The sequence below is a fragment of the Agrobacterium sp. GD03872 genome (genome assembly GCF_029840625.1).
Classification (GTDB): Bacteria; Pseudomonadota; Alphaproteobacteria; order Rhizobiales; family Rhizobiaceae; genus Agrobacterium; species Agrobacterium fabrum_A.
Window position 1 is genome coordinate 264,435 of the sequence record NZ_JAOCCY010000003.1, and the last position, 14,571, is coordinate 279,005.

Below are 14,571 nucleotides of genomic sequence, written 5' to 3' on the forward strand. Positions count from 1 at the left end.
GAGAAACACCATGCCCATGAAACCCGGCGACATTGAAGACATGATTAAGGCGGGAATTCCCGGGGCAAAGGTCACGATCCGCGATCTGGCCGGTGATGGCGATCATTACGCGGCGGAAGTCGTTGCGGAAGCGTTCAAGGGCAAGACCCGCGTGCAGCAGCACCAGATGGTCTATGACGCGCTGAAGGGCAACATGGGCGGCGTTCTGCATGCCCTTGCCCTGCAGACCTCGGCTCCCGAATGATTGCGCCCGTGAAAGCGGTTGCGGCAACAGACCGTCTCTGTCCCGCCTGCGGCAGAGCGTGAAACCTGCGGAATAATCAAAGGCCCGCGTGATACTCTCACGCGGGCCTTTTCATGTCCGGCCGAACGGGTCAGCGCCGCTTACAAGGCGGGCGGCGTCTGCGAATCCAGATCGGCGAAGGATGCTGCCGGCAAAGGCCCCGCTGTCAGCAGGGTAAAATCGTAACCGGATCTGCGATCCGGCCCCAGCACATATTGCCGGTGCATGCGCAGGAAGTTGCGCTTGTTCTTCTTATAACGGTCCGGCGAGAGCGAATGCTTGAAACGGATCGGCACGATCTTCGGCTGCGGCGCATCCCTGTGACCGGTCAGGCCCACGGTATTGCACCGGTAGAGATGAATCGGATCGGTCAGGCACTGGATATCGAACCATGTCACCTCCGGGTGACGCGCAATCGAACCGACGCTTTGGCGAAGCCTGTCCGCGCTCGTCAGGAACGCACATTGCAGCGCCGCACCGCCCAAGGTCGCAAAGGACAGTTTCCGGCCATCCAGCGCATCCGGCTTTTGTTCCAGCACGCGGCCGATCACGGCGAGCGCAAGGCTGGCGCCCATGCTGTGGGAAACCACCAGAACCTCATCTGCGGGCTGCTCCAGCGCCGTCAGAACGAGTGCTGCCCTCTCCTCGATCCAATCGCGGGCAATCGGCTCATCGCGGCCGACCGCGAGCGCGAACCGCCAGTCCGCATAAAGATGCAGGGTGTGAAACCTCTCCGCAAACGGCAGGAAAGCCTTCGCGAAAAACAGCGCAGCGACGGGAAAACTGATCGCCAAGAGCCAGAGAGGTAAGGTGAAAATTGAGGGCGACAGGGCAATAGCCGCCGCAAGCGCACCGCCGACAAGCATCAGCAGGAACGGAAAGATGAAGAACAGGCCAAAACGCCAGGCGTGGCGGAAGTAACGCGCCGCACCGCCCTCGGCGATGATGCCGGCTCCGGCCTTGAAACCGAGCCAGATCTGCCGCCAGACGGGCGCATCCCGCAATTGCGATATCACCGCATTATGGTCGTAAACGAAAATGTCGGAGCGCGTCCGCCAGTCGCCCGCCGAGGCCTCAACCGTGAATGTTTCGCCCCCGGGCGCATTCTCCAGCGGCCCCACGGCATAATCGACATCCCATGTCTTGCCGGCCAGCGCCGCCGCCCGCTGGTAGCGCAGATGATGGGCCGCCGCATCGAGCGGATCGAAACCGGGGAAATAAAGAACAAGTCGTGACTTGACGGCTGGCATGCATGAACCTTCGGCCGGAGCATTTCCAGTAAAAGCGCAATCGCTTTTACGTTAAGACAATGCGTAAAAACAAAGAGATAGTGCGCTTTTGCATTTCGGAGGAAAGCAAATGCGCGCTAGAGACACCCGAAAGGATCGCTTGATACAGCGGGCGATGCACGTATAGTAAAAATCGCGACGGAAATGTGATTTATTTATCGGTGAGGGAAATTTGTCTGGCATCGTCGATCAGGTACTCAACGGCGTCGTCAAGGGCGCGCTGTCTGAAATCCTCACCAAGACCGGCATCCGCAAGACGCGCCGCGCGCGCCGGACGAAAAGCACCGGCTCGCTTGCCGGCGGCATCGTCGGCTCCGTTCTGGAAGCCGCGATCAACGCCGCCGTCAAACCCAAGCCAGCCAAGAAGCAGGTGAGCAAAAGACGCACTGCCGCCGCCCGCAGCCGGCAGAGATATCGCTGAACCGTCACAGGCCGATATTTGGCATGTCGCGCACCGCATCAGGGACGGATTTTTTACGCTTCCCGGGTGGAAATCGCGCCGCGACATGTTATCTAGGAACAAACAGAAAGCAGCGGCCTTGAACCGCATGTGAAAGGAATAGGCCTATGAGCGGCATTCACGACATGATCGACAGCGAAGTGAAGAGCAACGACATCGTTCTTTTCATGAAGGGCACCCCGCAATTTCCGCAGTGCGGTTTTTCCGGCCAGGTGGTACAGATCCTCGATTATCTCGGCGTCGACTACAAGGGCATCAACGTGCTTGCCGATGCAGATATCCGCCAGGGCATCAAGGACTACTCCAACTGGCCGACCATCCCGCAGCTCTACGTCAAGGGTGAATTCGTCGGCGGCTGTGACATCGTAAGAGAGATGTTCCAGTCCGGCGAACTGCAGAACCACTTCCAAGAACAGGGTATCAGCGTCCGCGGCGCGGCCTGATTTCGGCCGGTTCATCCGGCCCACCCTGATTGTCAGAAATTTATGCCAGGCGTTGCTTCATGCAACGCCTTTGCCGTTCTTTTTGGGGCAATCCTGTGACAAATCTTTCACAATCCACCGCTTCGCGCGCAGGCTCGATGGGGCGCACGGAATTCATCGCGCTGGCCGCAATGCTGATGGCGCTGAACGCGCTCGCCATCGACATCATGCTGCCCGGTCTTCAGGAAATCGGCGCATCGTTGGGCGTCGAGAACGAAAACCACCGCCAATATGTGATTTCCTCCTATCTTCTCGGCTTCGGCATCGCCCAGCTTCTGTACGGACCGATTTCGGACCGTTTCGGACGCCGCAAGCCGATGTTCGTCGGGCTTGCCATCTACATCGTTTCAGCCATCGCCGTGGTCTTCGTACCGTCCTTTTCCGGTCTGCTGGCGCTGCGCTTCATTCAGGGCATCGGTTCGGCGGCGACGCGTGTCATCACGGTCTCCATCGTGCGTGACATCTATGGCGGACGGCAGATGGCGGAAGTCATGTCGCTGATCATGATGGTCTTCATGGTCGTGCCGGTCATTGCGCCCGGCACCGGCCAGATCGTGCTGTTTTTCGGTGACTGGCACCTGATCTTCGCTTTCATGGCGGTTATTGCCGCTGTGGTGACGGCCTGGATGTATTTCCGCCTGCCGGAAACCCTGCATCCGGACGATATCCGCCCCCTGACCGCAAGCTCCATCCTCGGCGGTTTCAAGATCGTGCTCACCAACCGTATCGCGCTCTGCTATACGCTTTCCAGCACCTTCATCTTCGGGGCGCTGTTCGGCTTCATCAACTCGGTCGAACAGGTCTATAAGGGCATTTACGGGCTGGGTGCGTGGTTTGCGGCGGCCTTCGCGGGCGTGGCGCTGTTCATGGCCTTCTCGTCCTTCATCAATGCAAGGCTGGTCGGCAGGTTCGGCATGCGCAAGCTGTCGCACGGGTCGCTGCTGGGCTTCATCGCCATCACCTTCGTCTGGCTGCTGGTGCAGGTGCTGGGGCCGGAACCGATGCCCTTCGCCGTCTTCATCGTGTTCTTCGCGCTGGCCATGTTCCAGTTCGGCTGGATCGGCTCGAACTTCAACTCGCTGGCGATGGAACCGCTCGGCCACGTCGCCGGCACCGCCTCCTCCGTCATGGGCTTCATGGGAACCGTCGGCGGCTCGCTGATCGGCGCGGCCATAGGCCAGGCTTTCGACGGCACGGCGCTGCCCATGGTGGCGGGCTTCTTCGTCGTCTCCATCATCGGCCTTGTCTTCGTGCTGATCGGTGAAAAGGGCGTGCTGTTTCAGGCGCACAACAAGCCGACACGGTAAGCGGAGGCAGGCAAATAGAAAGGGCGCGGAATTCTGTTCCGCGCCCTTTTTGTTTGATCACCGCTTGGCCCCTGGCTCTCAGGTCGGCCGGCTTCAGCATCCATTCTCTGCTCCTGACGTCATCCTCGGGCTTGACCCGAGGATCCATCGCTTCGGCCGCCTGTGGATCCTCGCCTCAAGGGCGAGGATGACGGATGTGAGTTCAGAACACTCCATCATGCCGCAAGATTGTCACGGCGCTTCAAACCGTAAAAATCTTCTCCCGCAGCAGTTCCCAGGTCTGCTGATCCGGCGCGAGCAGCAGCCCGCCATCCACATGGCTCGGCAGATAGGGCGAGCCGTCGAGACGCGCCGCATAGGCCCCCGCCTCCTGCGACAACAGCGTGCCGGCCAGATGGTCCCAGGGCATCAGCTTGTTATACATCAGGAAATGCATATGGCCGCCGCAGAACAGGCGATATTCGTGCGCCGCGCAGCGATAGCTGGTGAAGAGCCGCACATCGGCGAGGTTCGTCAGGATCTTGCGCCTTGTCTCCACGTCGAAATAGCCGGTATTGGCGATGCCGACCATCTGCGACAATTCCGGCGCCGGCACGACCGACATCTGCGTCTGCGAACCATCGGCGCTGCAAAGCCATGCGCCGGATCCCTTTTCAGCAATCGCCCAGTCATTGCCCATCGGATCGAAGATCAGGCCGGCAACGGTCTCGCCCTTGGAGATAACGCTCATCATCACGCCGAAGAGCGGCAGGCCGGAGGCGAAGTTGTAGGTGCCGTCGATGGGATCGACGACAACGGCAAGATCGGCATCGGCAAGCTTGCCGAGCAGCGAGGCATCCGCCGCCATCGCCTCTTCGCCGATGAACAGCGCATCGGGCATGATCTCCTGCACCCGGGCGCGGATCAGCCGCTCGGCGGCCTCGTCGGCCTCCGTCACGAGGTCGATCGCCTCGGTCTTCATCCGCACATCGCCCTCACCCAGATTGCGGAACCGCGGCAGGATTTCCACCGCCGCCGCCTCCTGAAGCGTATTGGCAAGAGAGGCGATGTCGAGTTCGAGGGCCATGGGCGATATCCTTCTTTCTGAGCGTAACGACTATAAAGCGACGATTTCCCGCCGCAGCATCTTCCAGCTTTCCTTGTCGGGAGCAGACAGGATGCCGCCCGTCATTTGTCCCGGCCGATAGGGCGTATTGTCGAAACGGGCCGTATAGCCGCCCGCTTCCTGATGAATGAGCACGCCGGCGAGATGATCCCACGGCATCAGCATTTCATGGCCGATGAAATGCAGCTTGCCGGCCGAGGCGAGCCAATATTCATGCGCCGAGCAGTTGAGCGAAAACGCCATCTTGATCTTGGCCATATTGGCGGCAATCACCGGCCGGCGATCCTGATGGCTGTGGCCCCAGGAAAAGATGCCGACCATTTCCGACAACGGTGCGGGATCGGCGACCCTGAGCCTGGCCTGCGAACCGTTCCTGCGGTTGAGAAACGCGCCCTCGCCTTTCAAGGCAACGATGGTGTCACCCATGACGGGATCATGGATGAAGCCCGCCACCGTCTCACCCTTGACGGTGACCGCAAGCAGCGTGCCGAAAGCGGGAAAACCGGAAGCATAATTGAAAGTGCCGTCGATGGGATCGATCACAAAGGCAAGCGGCGCATCGGCAAGTGCGGGAATGACGGATTGGTCCGCCTCGTAAGTCTCTTCGTCGACGATATGGGCATTCGGAAACCGCTGCAGCAGAGCGGCCGTTATCACTTTCTCCGCAAGAATATCGGCCTCGGTGACGAGATCGACGGCCGAGCTCTTTTCCGAGATAGCGCCGGCGTCCAGGTTTCGGAAGCGGGGGAGAATTTCATTCGCACCGGCAGCGGCAACGGTGGAAATGAGGAAGTCGATATCTTTGTCGGAAAGGGTCATCGGGCGGGGCGCTTCTTCATAAGGGAGAGTGGGCCTCCCTACGCTCTTCAGGTGACGCCCCGGTGACAGAAAGCGCCGAGAAATCGAAAAGCTTGGGATCGAGCAGATGCGACGGATTGACATGGGCAAGCGCCCGCAGCATCACGTCCTTGCGGCCCGGCATACGCCGTTCGATATCGGCCAGCATCTCCTTCATGGCATTGCGCTGAAGCCCGTCCTGCGAGCCGCAGAGGTCGCAGGGAATGATCGGGAATTCCATCGCCGCCGCGAATTTCGCCATGTCCTCCTCGGCGCAATAGGCAAGCGGGCGCATGACCATCAGGTCGCCCTCGTCATTCAAAAGCTTCGCCGGCATGCCGGCCAACCGGCCGCCGTGGAAGAAATTCATGAAGAAGGTCTCGAGGATATCCTCGCGGTGATGGCCGAGCAGCAATGCGTCGCAGCCCTCCTCCCGCGCGATGCGGTAGAGATTGCCGCGCCGGAGCCGCGAACAGAGCGAACAGTAAGTGCCGCCGGAGGGCACCTTTTCCTTCACCACGGAATAGGTGTCGCGATATTCGATGCGATGGGGCACACCGATCTTCGCCAGATATTCCGGCAACACGTGCTTGGGAAAATTCGGCTGGCCCTGATCCAGATTGCAGGCAACAAGTTCGACCGGCAAAAGGCCGCGCCACTTCAGATCGAGCAGCAGCGCCAGAAGACCGTAACTGTCCTTGCCGCCGGAAAGGCCGACAAGCCAGCGCTTCTGGCCGTTCAGCATGCCGAAATCTTCAAAGGCCTGGCGCACATTGCGCAGCAGCCGCTTGCGCAGCTTGTTAAAGGAAACCGACCGCGGCGCGTTGTCGAACAGCGGATGCGAGCTGCCGTTCTCTTCGGACGCGTCCTTATCCGCCCCGATCTGGTCGGCCCCGGCCCGATCTACGAAGTCATCGATCTTGGTGAGAATGTTCATCATCAGCTCGCTCCGGCACGACTGCCGTTCTTCATGCAGGCAATGCCCCCATCCGCCGGCAATATCAAGCCCCGAATACCGACCAGCCTGTTTTCGTCGCCAGCATTTCCAGCGCCTGTGACCCGAGCGCCGAGTTGCCGACCTTGTTGAGACCCGGCGACCAGACCGCAATCGACGCGTTGCCGGGCGCCACCGCCATGATGCCGCCGCCGACGCCGCTCTTGCCCGGCAGGCCGACATGATAGGCGAAATCGCCCGATCCATCATAATGGCCGCAGGTCAGCATCAGCGCATTGATGCGCCGCGCCCGTCGGTCCGACACGACCGTATGCCCCGTCAGCGGATTGCGGCCGCGATTGGCAAGGAAGAGGCCAGCGCGCGAAAGCTGGGCGCAGGTCATGGAAAGCGCGCACTGATGGAAATAGACGCCGAGCGTATATTCAACGGGGTGGTGCAGATTGCCGAAGGACCGCATGAAATTGGCAAGCGCGAAATTGCGGAACCCCGTCGCCTGCTCGGATTTCGCCACCGTATCGTCGATGCTGATCGTGTCATCGTCCGCGAGATAACGAACGAAGCGCAAAAGCTCGCCGATAGCCTCACGCGGCTGGTGGCCGGAAAGAACGATATCGGTGACCACGATGGCGCCGGCATTGACGAAGGGATTGCGCGGGATTCCGTGCTCATGCTCCAGCTGGACGATGGAGTTGAAGGACGAGCCTGAAGGCTCGCGCCCTACCCGGTTCCATACCGTTTCGCCAGCCTTACCGAGCGCCAGCGTCAGCATGAAGACCTTGGAGATGCTCTGGATCGAAAACGGCGTGAGCGCATTGCCGGCCGTATAGGTGGTTCCATCGACGGTGGTGATGGCGATGCCGAACTGGTTGGGATCGACCTTGGCGAGTTCGGGAATGTAATCCGCGACCTTCCCCTCACCGAGCCTCGGCACCATGCTGTCATAGATGGAATCGACGATCGCCTGAATATCTTGCATGCAAAGCCTTCCCCGCAAACAAAAAAGCCGCCCCGAAGGGCGGCTTCCTGAATACTGAAACGCGTCGATTAACGCGAGTAGAATTCGACGACCAGATGCGGTTCCATGACGACCGGGTACGGAACGTCGGAGAGAGCCGGAACGCGGGCGTAGGTCGCAACCATCTTGTTGTGGTCAACTTCGATATAGTCAGGAACGTCACGCTCAGCGAGCTGAACAGCTTCCAGAACGGTTACGAGCTGCTTGGACTTCTGGCGAACTTCGATGACGTCGCCCGGCTTGCAGCGGTAGGAACCGATGTTGACGCGAACGCCGTTAACCGTGACGTGGCCATGGTTGATGAACTGGCGCGAAGCGAAAACGGTCGGAACGAACTTGGCGCGGTAGACGATGGCGTCCAGACGCGACTCGAGCAGGCCGATGAGGTTTTCGGAGGTGTCACCCTTGCGACGGTTTGCTTCGTCGAAAGTGGCGCGGAACTGCTTTTCGCGCAGTTCGCCGTAGTAGCCCTTGAGCTTCTGCTTGGCGCGCAGCTGCGTGCCGAAGTCGCTCATCTTGCCCTTGCGGCGCTGGCCGTGCTGGCCCGGACCGTATTCGCGGCGGTTAACCGGGGACTTCGGACGGCCCCAGATGTTTTCGCCCATGCGGCGGTCAATTTTATACTTAGCCGATTCGCGCTTGCTCATCGTATTTCCTTCTCAAAAGGTTATGCCGGTCTGTTGCCAAACCGGTTCAAGGAAACACACCCTCCTCTGAAGCCCGTTTCAGGGCCTCTGACAGGCTTCTCACATGCAAATGGAGAAACCACGGGACATGTCGGTGATATTGACCGCCGAACGCCAGTTATTAAACTGCAGGGCAGTCAACAAAACACACCGGACATTGCTGCCCGGCGTTGGGGCGGCTTCTACAGAGCTTTCACAGTTTTGTCAAACAAGCCCCGGCTAATTTTTTTAGCACCTGCCTCTTGAACCTTTTCGAGCTTTCACTATTTACGCTCCGTGATCAGAACTCGGGCCCCTCTGGCGTGTTACCGGACAACACGTGATGTCGAGTTTCTTTAGGTTGGGGCCCACGTATATTCTTGACACACGTTCCCCATCCGCAAAGCCAACCTCGTCCGGCTAAAGGTTGACTGATGGAGTTCCTCCTCAACGATTTTCTCGGCACCCCCACATGGATGTGGGCGGTCTTCATTTCTCTCGTCCTTGGCCTACTGGCGCTCGATCTCGGCGTGCTGCACAAGAATTCCAAGGAAATCGGCATTCGTGAAAGCCTGCTGATGTCGGGCTTTTATATCGCCATCGGCTTGGCCTTTGGCGGCTGGATCTGGCACCAGTCCGGCCAGCAGTCGGCGATGGAATATGTCACCGGCTTCGTGGTTGAAAAAAGCCTGGCGATGGACAATATCTTCATCATCGCCATGATCTTCTCCTATTTCGCCATTCCCCGCCAATATCAGCACCGCGTGCTGCTCTGGGGTATCCTCGGCGTCATCATCCTGCGCGGCATCATGATCGCGGGTGGCGCGGCGATCGTCGAAAACTTCCACTGGGTGCTTTATCTCTTTGCGGCCTTCCTCGTCTTCACGGGCCTCAAGATGCTGTTCTCGTCCGACCATGACGAGGCCGATATCGGCAACAACCGCATCCTGAAGTTCCTGCGCAGCCGCCTGCCGGTGACGGACAAGCTGCATGGCGAAAAATTCTTCGTCAAGGAAACGGATGCCGCCACCGGCAAGCTCAAGACCTTCGTGACGCCGCTCTTCCTGGCGCTCATCATGGTCGAAATCGCCGACCTGATCTTCGCGGTCGATTCAATCCCGGCGATCTTCGCGATCACCACCGATCCGTTTATCGTCTACACCTCGAATATCTTCGCGATCCTCGGCCTGCGCGCCCTCTATTTTGCGCTCGCCGCCCTGATCCACCGCTTCGCTTATCTGAAATATGCGCTGGCTGCGGTTCTGGTCTTCGTCGGTTCGAAGATTTTCGTCGCCGATATGCTCGGCATCGCCAAGATCCCGCCGGCCGTCTCGCTCGGCGTCACCGTCGCCATCCTCGCAACCGGCATCATCGGTTCGCTGATCGCGACGCGCAAGGAAGCCAAGGCCATCGAATAAGGCCTTCATCGAGGAGGCGGAAACGCCTCCTCAGCCTCTGACCAAGCTCGACATTTCCCCTTCCGTCGTCCTCGGGCTTGACCCGAGGACCCACCTTTTCAACGGCAGTGGATGGCCGGGTCAGGCCCGACCATGACGGAGTTTAGGTTTGCACTCGGCTTCGCACAGCGACGCGTCACTCCGCCGCCAGTCTCGCATCATCCTCAGCCGCATCCGCATCTCCGGGTGCGGTTTTTGCATCGAGGTCAGGGAAAGCCACGATGCGCTTGCCGGAGAAATCGGCATGCACCACCACAAGCTCCTTCTCTTCGAAGTAACCGAGCAGCCGTCGCGCGCGGCGGGCGGAATGGGTGCCATAGGCCCGGGCAATGCGAGCGTCGGAGGGGCAAGGCTCCTCGCCAAGCGCCGCCTTGACCAGCAGCAGGAAAACGCCCTGCAGGTCATCGGAAATCGACATCGACAATTCCAGCGCCTTCCCCCAGCCTTCGCTGGCCGCCATCGCCGCATCCACGCCGGAGCGGGCAATCGCCACCTGCCGGCGGAATTCCGCAAGTGTCATCGGTGTGCCGGGAATGCGGCGCATACGGGCGCGCACCAGAAAATCCTGATAAAGCACGGCATCCGTGCGATAGGCCGATTGCGGATCGTCGAGAATTTCAACGAGAACCGCACCGATCTTTTCCTCGCGCTCCTCTGGCGTCATGTCGGGCTGGCCGCTGCGCGGCGATTGTTCCGGTGAAGGGCCAACGGCGGCAGGGGTCGAACGGGAGAGTTCGGCGAGAATATCGGTGGTCGGACGGGGTGCTGGCGGCGTACGGCGTACCACGGCGCGCGTGAACTCTTCCGGATCCGGCGTGAAGATCAGGTCTTCCACATCCTGAGGCGCGTCGGGCAGCGGCATCAGCTTCGGCGAAGACGAACGCGCCGAAGTTTCCACCGGCCCAATGACGATGGGCAGCGGACGGCGCGACAATGCCGGCCCGAGCGCCACGAAATTGCCGCGCTGCAGATCGCGAAACATTTCCGCCTGCCGCCGGTCCATGCCGAGCAGGTCGGCCGCGCGCGCCATATCGATATCGAGGAAGGTACGGCCCATCAGAAAATTCGAGGCTTCCGCCGCGACGTTCTTGGCGAGCTTCGCCAGACGCTGCGTGGCGATGACGCCGGCAAGCCCGCGTTTACGCCCACGGCACATCAGATTGGTCATGGCCCCGAGCGACGCCTTGCGCGCATCTTCCGTCACCTCGCCGCCGACGGAGGGCGCAAACATCTGCGCCTCATCCACCACGACAAGGACCGGATACCAATATTCACGATCCGCATCGAACATGCCGTTGAGGAAGGCGGCAGCGGCCCGCATCTGCTGCTCGATATCGAGACCTTCAAGCGTCAGCACGCAGGAAACGCGGTGCTGGCGAATGCGGTTGGCAATACCTGCAAGTTCCGCTTCGGTACGCTCGCCATCCACCACCACATGACCGAACTTGTCGGAAAGCGTGACGAAATCGCCTTCGGGATCGATGATGACCTGCTGCACCCATTGCGCCGATTGCTCAAGCAGCCGGCGCAGCAGATGCGACTTGCCGGAACCGGAATTGCCCTGCACCAGCAAACGTGTCGCAAGCAATTCCTCGATATCGAGCTTGGCCTGCTGCCCGCCCGATAGGGTTCCCATGTCGATGCCGACCTGCAATGTTCCGTTCCTCGTGCTGCATGTCATCGGCCGATTCCCTTGGCGGCGGCCGAACATGCTCTTTACCAAAAAATCACCGGTTGCGTCTGCTCCGTGCCGGTAATGCACAGGCAATTGCACCGCCTCTAGGCAGCGCCGGAGGAGACCTGCAAAAATGAAAGCCGTCTGCCGAACACGTTCAGCATCAGCCCGATGATGACCAATGCGGCGCCGACCACTTCAAAGACCGTGATATGCTCCGCAAAGGCGAGATAGGCGCTGACGAAACCGACAATCGGCACCAGCAGCGAAAACGGCGCCACCGTTCCGGCCGGATAACGCAGAAGCAGGTAACTCCAGATGCCCGCGCCGACAATGGTCGCACCATAAGCCATGTAGATCACCACGAGAGCCATCGTCGGCGTCGCATTGAGCAGGCCTTCCGCGATAGCATCGGGCCCTTCCACCACCAGCGAAAGCAGGATCAACGGCAGAACGGGCACAAGGCTCGTCCATGCGATAAAGGAGACCGCGTTCACCTGGCCGATACGGCGGTTGACGATGTTGCCGCAGGCCCAGGCAATTGCCGAGCCGACCCCCATCAGGAGTGGGATCAGCGCTGCCGCCGTCATGCGCTCCAGACCGATGACCGCCAGCCCGCCAAAAGCGATGACTGCGCCGAGTATCTGTGAAGGCAAAGGCCGCTCACCGAGAAACACCACGGCAAGCGCCAGCGTGAAGAAGGCCTGCGACTGCATGACGAGCGACGCAAGCCCCGCCGGCAGCCCAAGCTTGATGGCCGGGTAAAGCAGGCCGAACTGCACGAAACCCATCGCCATGCCGTAAACGATCATGTGCCGCCACGGCACATTGGGTTTCGGCAGGAAGAACACCAGCGGCACGGCCGCAAACAGATAACGCACCCCCGTCAGAAACAGAGGCGGCATGTCGGCAACGCCGATCTTGATGGCAACAAAATTGAAGCCCCACAAAAACACGGTGATCAGGGCAAGAAGAATATGCGGCAATGCCATTTTATTATGTCCGAATTCCAGGCGATCGACGGGGCGTTACACCGCCGCCCTCTTCCAGCCGAAGGCGACAAGACCGGCGCCGATCAGGAGACCGCCGCCCGTGCGGTTGACGATACGCTGCACCTTGGGTTTGCGGATCGTGTTGCGGGCGGCACTTGCCAGAAGTCCATAAAGCGCCGCATTGACAGTGGCAAGCACCAGGAATGTGACTTCAAAAATCAGCACCTGCGGCCAGAAAGGCAGTGTCGGCACCAGAAACTGCGGCAGGAAGGCCACGAAAAACACGATGCTCTTCGGGTTCAGCGCAGTGACGATATAGGCATGCAGGAAGATTTTGAACGGCCTTTCGCGGCCCGTCACGCCCGTCCCTTCCGCGCCCTCGCCGCTGACCGGTGAACGCCACAGCTTGATGCCGAGATAGATGAGATAAGCCGCACCGATCCATTTAAGCCCGGTGAAAAGCGCCGCCGACGTGGCAAGCAGCGCGCCAAGACCGAGCATCGAGGCCGTCATCGCGGTGAAGTCACCAAGCGCCACGCCCGTCACCGTCGCGGTGCTGGCCTTGCGGCCATGGCCGAGCGCATAAGAAATCACCAGCAGGATCGTCGGTCCCGGAATGGCGAGCATGATGGCGGATGCGGCCACGAAGGCCAGCCAGTTCTCCAGCGGCATGATGAGTCTCCTCTGTCCGATTTCGGGAGCAAGCCACCAAAATCAAACGGTATCAAGCCAAATTTTCGGAGATCATGCCGCTTTGTCATCAAGCGGCCGAACGAGTGGCTGCTCCCGTTTAATCGCCTGCGCTAGATCGTAATTCGACTGCATGCCAAGCCATGCCCGCGCCGTGCTGACCCCTGCCCGCTCCAGCCGCAGGGCAAGGTCGGGGCTAACTCCTGCCCGCCCGTTCAACACCCTCGAAAGCGCCACACGCGACATGCCGAGCCTTTCTGCAGCTTCAGTTACGGAAAGCTGAAGTGCGGCAATGACCTCTTCCCGCAACAGTTCACCCGGGTGAACAGGAGATTTCATCATCGGAACCACTCCCTTCAGTGATAATCCTGATAGTCGACAAGTTCGACATCGCTATCCAGAAATCGAAATGTCACACGCCAGTTTCCATTCACCCATATCGACCAGTGACCCTTCATATCGCCCTTTAGAGGATGAAGTTTGAAACCAGGAAGATTGAGATCGGCAGCGCCCACGGCGACTTCAAGCAAGGTAAGTATTCGGCCAAGCTGGCGGCATGAGCCGACTGAATACCTTTGGTCGTCCCTGAGCGGTAAAAAGCTTCGAGTCCTTTGTGACGGAAACTGACGATCATGGGAAAACCGTATCCTGTATCGCATCGAGATACAATAACATCAAACGGCACAGATGCGGCCTCCCCGACATTTCTTTTCGTTGTCGGGGAGGCCGCCGCCATCAAAACCGCGGCGCCCAGTAAGGGGCCGCCCAGTCCCGCCGCCGCTTCCGATCGGACGGCTCGATACCGATATCGTCCAGCAGGTGTTCCGGCAGATCGGTAATGTCTGCCGGCGGCGCGCGCGGCACAAGCGCGGCAATGAGAACCGCTTTCAGGGTTTTCCAGACGCCGAATGTGACGAACAGACGGTCCACCGCATCCGGCAGCGAAAATGCTACCAATGGTTGATTTTTCTGCATGGGAAATCCATCCCGGCACGGCGAAGCGGCCAGGTCCTTTGTCGATGGATAAACGACATGCCGGAACCGCGGACACAGCCTGTCGGCCACGCGGACGCGCAACTCACATGTCGGACGAAGTGAAAATGCCAAACGGCAAGGAAATCAGGCTATAAGCCTTATCGGAGGGAGATGCCTCGGGTCGCATAACCGCAGAACATCATGCCGGAAGGGCCTGACATGCCGTTAAGGCGCATATTCATGTCATTAGTCATTCCACGCCTCCATTCATAGCGGTTACAGACGAGAAACATCTTACACAAGAAATCGGATGCGACAAGAGGCCGCAATCTCGAATTGCAAAAGACTGGCAAAATAGATGCAAAAATACAACATTGCCCTGGG

At 59.7% G+C, this 14,571-nt stretch carries 16 protein-coding genes and 1 pseudogene; 5 read left to right on the forward strand and 12 right to left on the reverse strand.

The window, feature by feature from the left end; genetic code table 11:
- Positions 1-10: 10 nt before the first annotated feature.
- The gene (locus N5D22_RS08825) at positions 11-244 is read left to right on the forward strand and encodes a BolA family transcriptional regulator (RefSeq protein WP_003507909.1); all 234 of its coding nucleotides are present in this window, start codon (positions 11-13) and stop codon (positions 242-244) included.
- 140 nt (positions 245-384) lie between these two features.
- On the opposite strand, the gene N5D22_RS08830 is transcribed toward N5D22_RS08825, so the two are convergent.
- On the reverse strand, positions 385-1,533 hold the full coding sequence (locus tag N5D22_RS08830; RefSeq protein ID WP_279658516.1) for a hypothetical protein: 1,149 nt from the start codon (positions 1,531-1,533) through the stop codon (positions 385-387).
- A 211-nt stretch (positions 1,534-1,744) separates the two neighbouring features.
- Between N5D22_RS08830 and N5D22_RS08835 the strand changes: the two genes are divergently transcribed.
- The 3 genes from N5D22_RS08835 (at position 1,745) to N5D22_RS08845 (ending at position 3,821) form a co-directional block, all read left to right on the forward strand.
- Positions 1,745-1,993, forward strand: a complete 249-nt coding sequence (locus tag N5D22_RS08835) for a hypothetical protein (protein WP_003520431.1) — start codon at positions 1,745-1,747, stop codon at positions 1,991-1,993.
- A gap of 146 nt (positions 1,994-2,139) precedes the next feature.
- Positions 2,140-2,475 (forward strand): Grx4 family monothiol glutaredoxin, encoded by a 336-nt coding sequence (gene grxD / locus N5D22_RS08840; RefSeq protein ID WP_003520429.1) that lies wholly within the window; start codon positions 2,140-2,142, stop codon positions 2,473-2,475.
- Between the two features lie 137 nt (positions 2,476-2,612).
- The gene (locus N5D22_RS08845) at positions 2,613-3,821 is read left to right on the forward strand and encodes a multidrug effflux MFS transporter (protein WP_279658553.1); all 1,209 of its coding nucleotides are present in this window, start codon (positions 2,613-2,615) and stop codon (positions 3,819-3,821) included.
- A 241-nt stretch (positions 3,822-4,062) separates the two neighbouring features.
- On the opposite strand, the gene N5D22_RS08850 is transcribed toward N5D22_RS08845, so the two are convergent.
- The 5 genes from N5D22_RS08850 to rpsD form a co-directional block, all read right to left on the reverse strand.
- Complete coding sequence (locus N5D22_RS08850; RefSeq protein WP_279658517.1) at positions 4,063-4,887, reverse strand: inositol monophosphatase family protein; 825 nt, start codon at positions 4,885-4,887, stop codon at positions 4,063-4,065.
- Positions 4,888-4,917: 30 nt separating this feature from the next.
- Positions 4,918-5,745, reverse strand: coding sequence for an inositol monophosphatase (locus N5D22_RS08855; RefSeq protein WP_279658518.1), 828 nt, complete (start codon positions 5,743-5,745; stop codon positions 4,918-4,920).
- 16 nt (positions 5,746-5,761) lie between these two features.
- The gene (ttcA, locus tag N5D22_RS08860) at positions 5,762-6,703 is read right to left on the reverse strand and encodes a tRNA 2-thiocytidine(32) synthetase TtcA (RefSeq protein WP_279658519.1); all 942 of its coding nucleotides are present in this window, start codon (positions 6,701-6,703) and stop codon (positions 5,762-5,764) included.
- Positions 6,704-6,764: 61 nt separating this feature from the next.
- Complete coding sequence (locus N5D22_RS08865; RefSeq protein WP_279658520.1) at positions 6,765-7,694, reverse strand: glutaminase; 930 nt, start codon at positions 7,692-7,694, stop codon at positions 6,765-6,767.
- Positions 7,695-7,762: 68 nt separating this feature from the next.
- Positions 7,763-8,380 carry a 30S ribosomal protein S4 gene (rpsD, locus tag N5D22_RS08870; RefSeq protein ID WP_003520423.1) on the reverse strand — a complete coding sequence of 206 codons (618 nt, stop codon included), beginning with the start codon at positions 8,378-8,380 and terminating at the stop codon, positions 7,763-7,765.
- Positions 8,381-8,832: 452 nt separating this feature from the next.
- Here rpsD and N5D22_RS08875 point away from each other — a divergent pair, with 452 nt between their 5' ends.
- On the forward strand, positions 8,833-9,816 hold the full coding sequence (locus tag N5D22_RS08875; protein ID WP_279658521.1) for a TerC family protein: 984 nt from the start codon (positions 8,833-8,835) through the stop codon (positions 9,814-9,816).
- Positions 9,817-9,991: 175 nt separating this feature from the next.
- Here the strand turns inward: N5D22_RS08875 and N5D22_RS08880 are convergent, their stop codons facing one another.
- The 6 genes and pseudogenes from N5D22_RS08880 to N5D22_RS08910 form a co-directional block, all read right to left on the reverse strand.
- Positions 9,992-11,509, reverse strand: coding sequence for an ATP-binding protein (locus N5D22_RS08880; RefSeq protein WP_279658554.1), 1,518 nt, complete (start codon positions 11,507-11,509; stop codon positions 9,992-9,994).
- 125 nt (positions 11,510-11,634) lie between these two features.
- Positions 11,635-12,522 (reverse strand): EamA family transporter, encoded by an 888-nt coding sequence (locus tag N5D22_RS08885; RefSeq protein WP_279658522.1) that lies wholly within the window; start codon positions 12,520-12,522, stop codon positions 11,635-11,637.
- 36 nt (positions 12,523-12,558) lie between these two features.
- Positions 12,559-13,194, reverse strand: coding sequence for a LysE family translocator (locus N5D22_RS08890; RefSeq protein ID WP_279658523.1), 636 nt, complete (start codon positions 13,192-13,194; stop codon positions 12,559-12,561).
- 72 nt (positions 13,195-13,266) lie between these two features.
- On the reverse strand, positions 13,267-13,554 hold the full coding sequence (locus N5D22_RS08895; RefSeq protein WP_279658524.1) for a HigA family addiction module antitoxin: 288 nt from the start codon (positions 13,552-13,554) through the stop codon (positions 13,267-13,269).
- Positions 13,555-13,568: 14 nt separating this feature from the next.
- Positions 13,569-13,846 (reverse strand): annotated as a pseudogene (locus N5D22_RS27145) (type II toxin-antitoxin system RelE/ParE family toxin).
- A 101-nt stretch (positions 13,847-13,947) separates the two neighbouring features.
- Positions 13,948-14,187, reverse strand: a complete 240-nt coding sequence (locus N5D22_RS08910; protein ID WP_279658526.1) for a hypothetical protein — start codon at positions 14,185-14,187, stop codon at positions 13,948-13,950.
- Positions 14,188-14,571 lie beyond the last annotated feature (384 nt).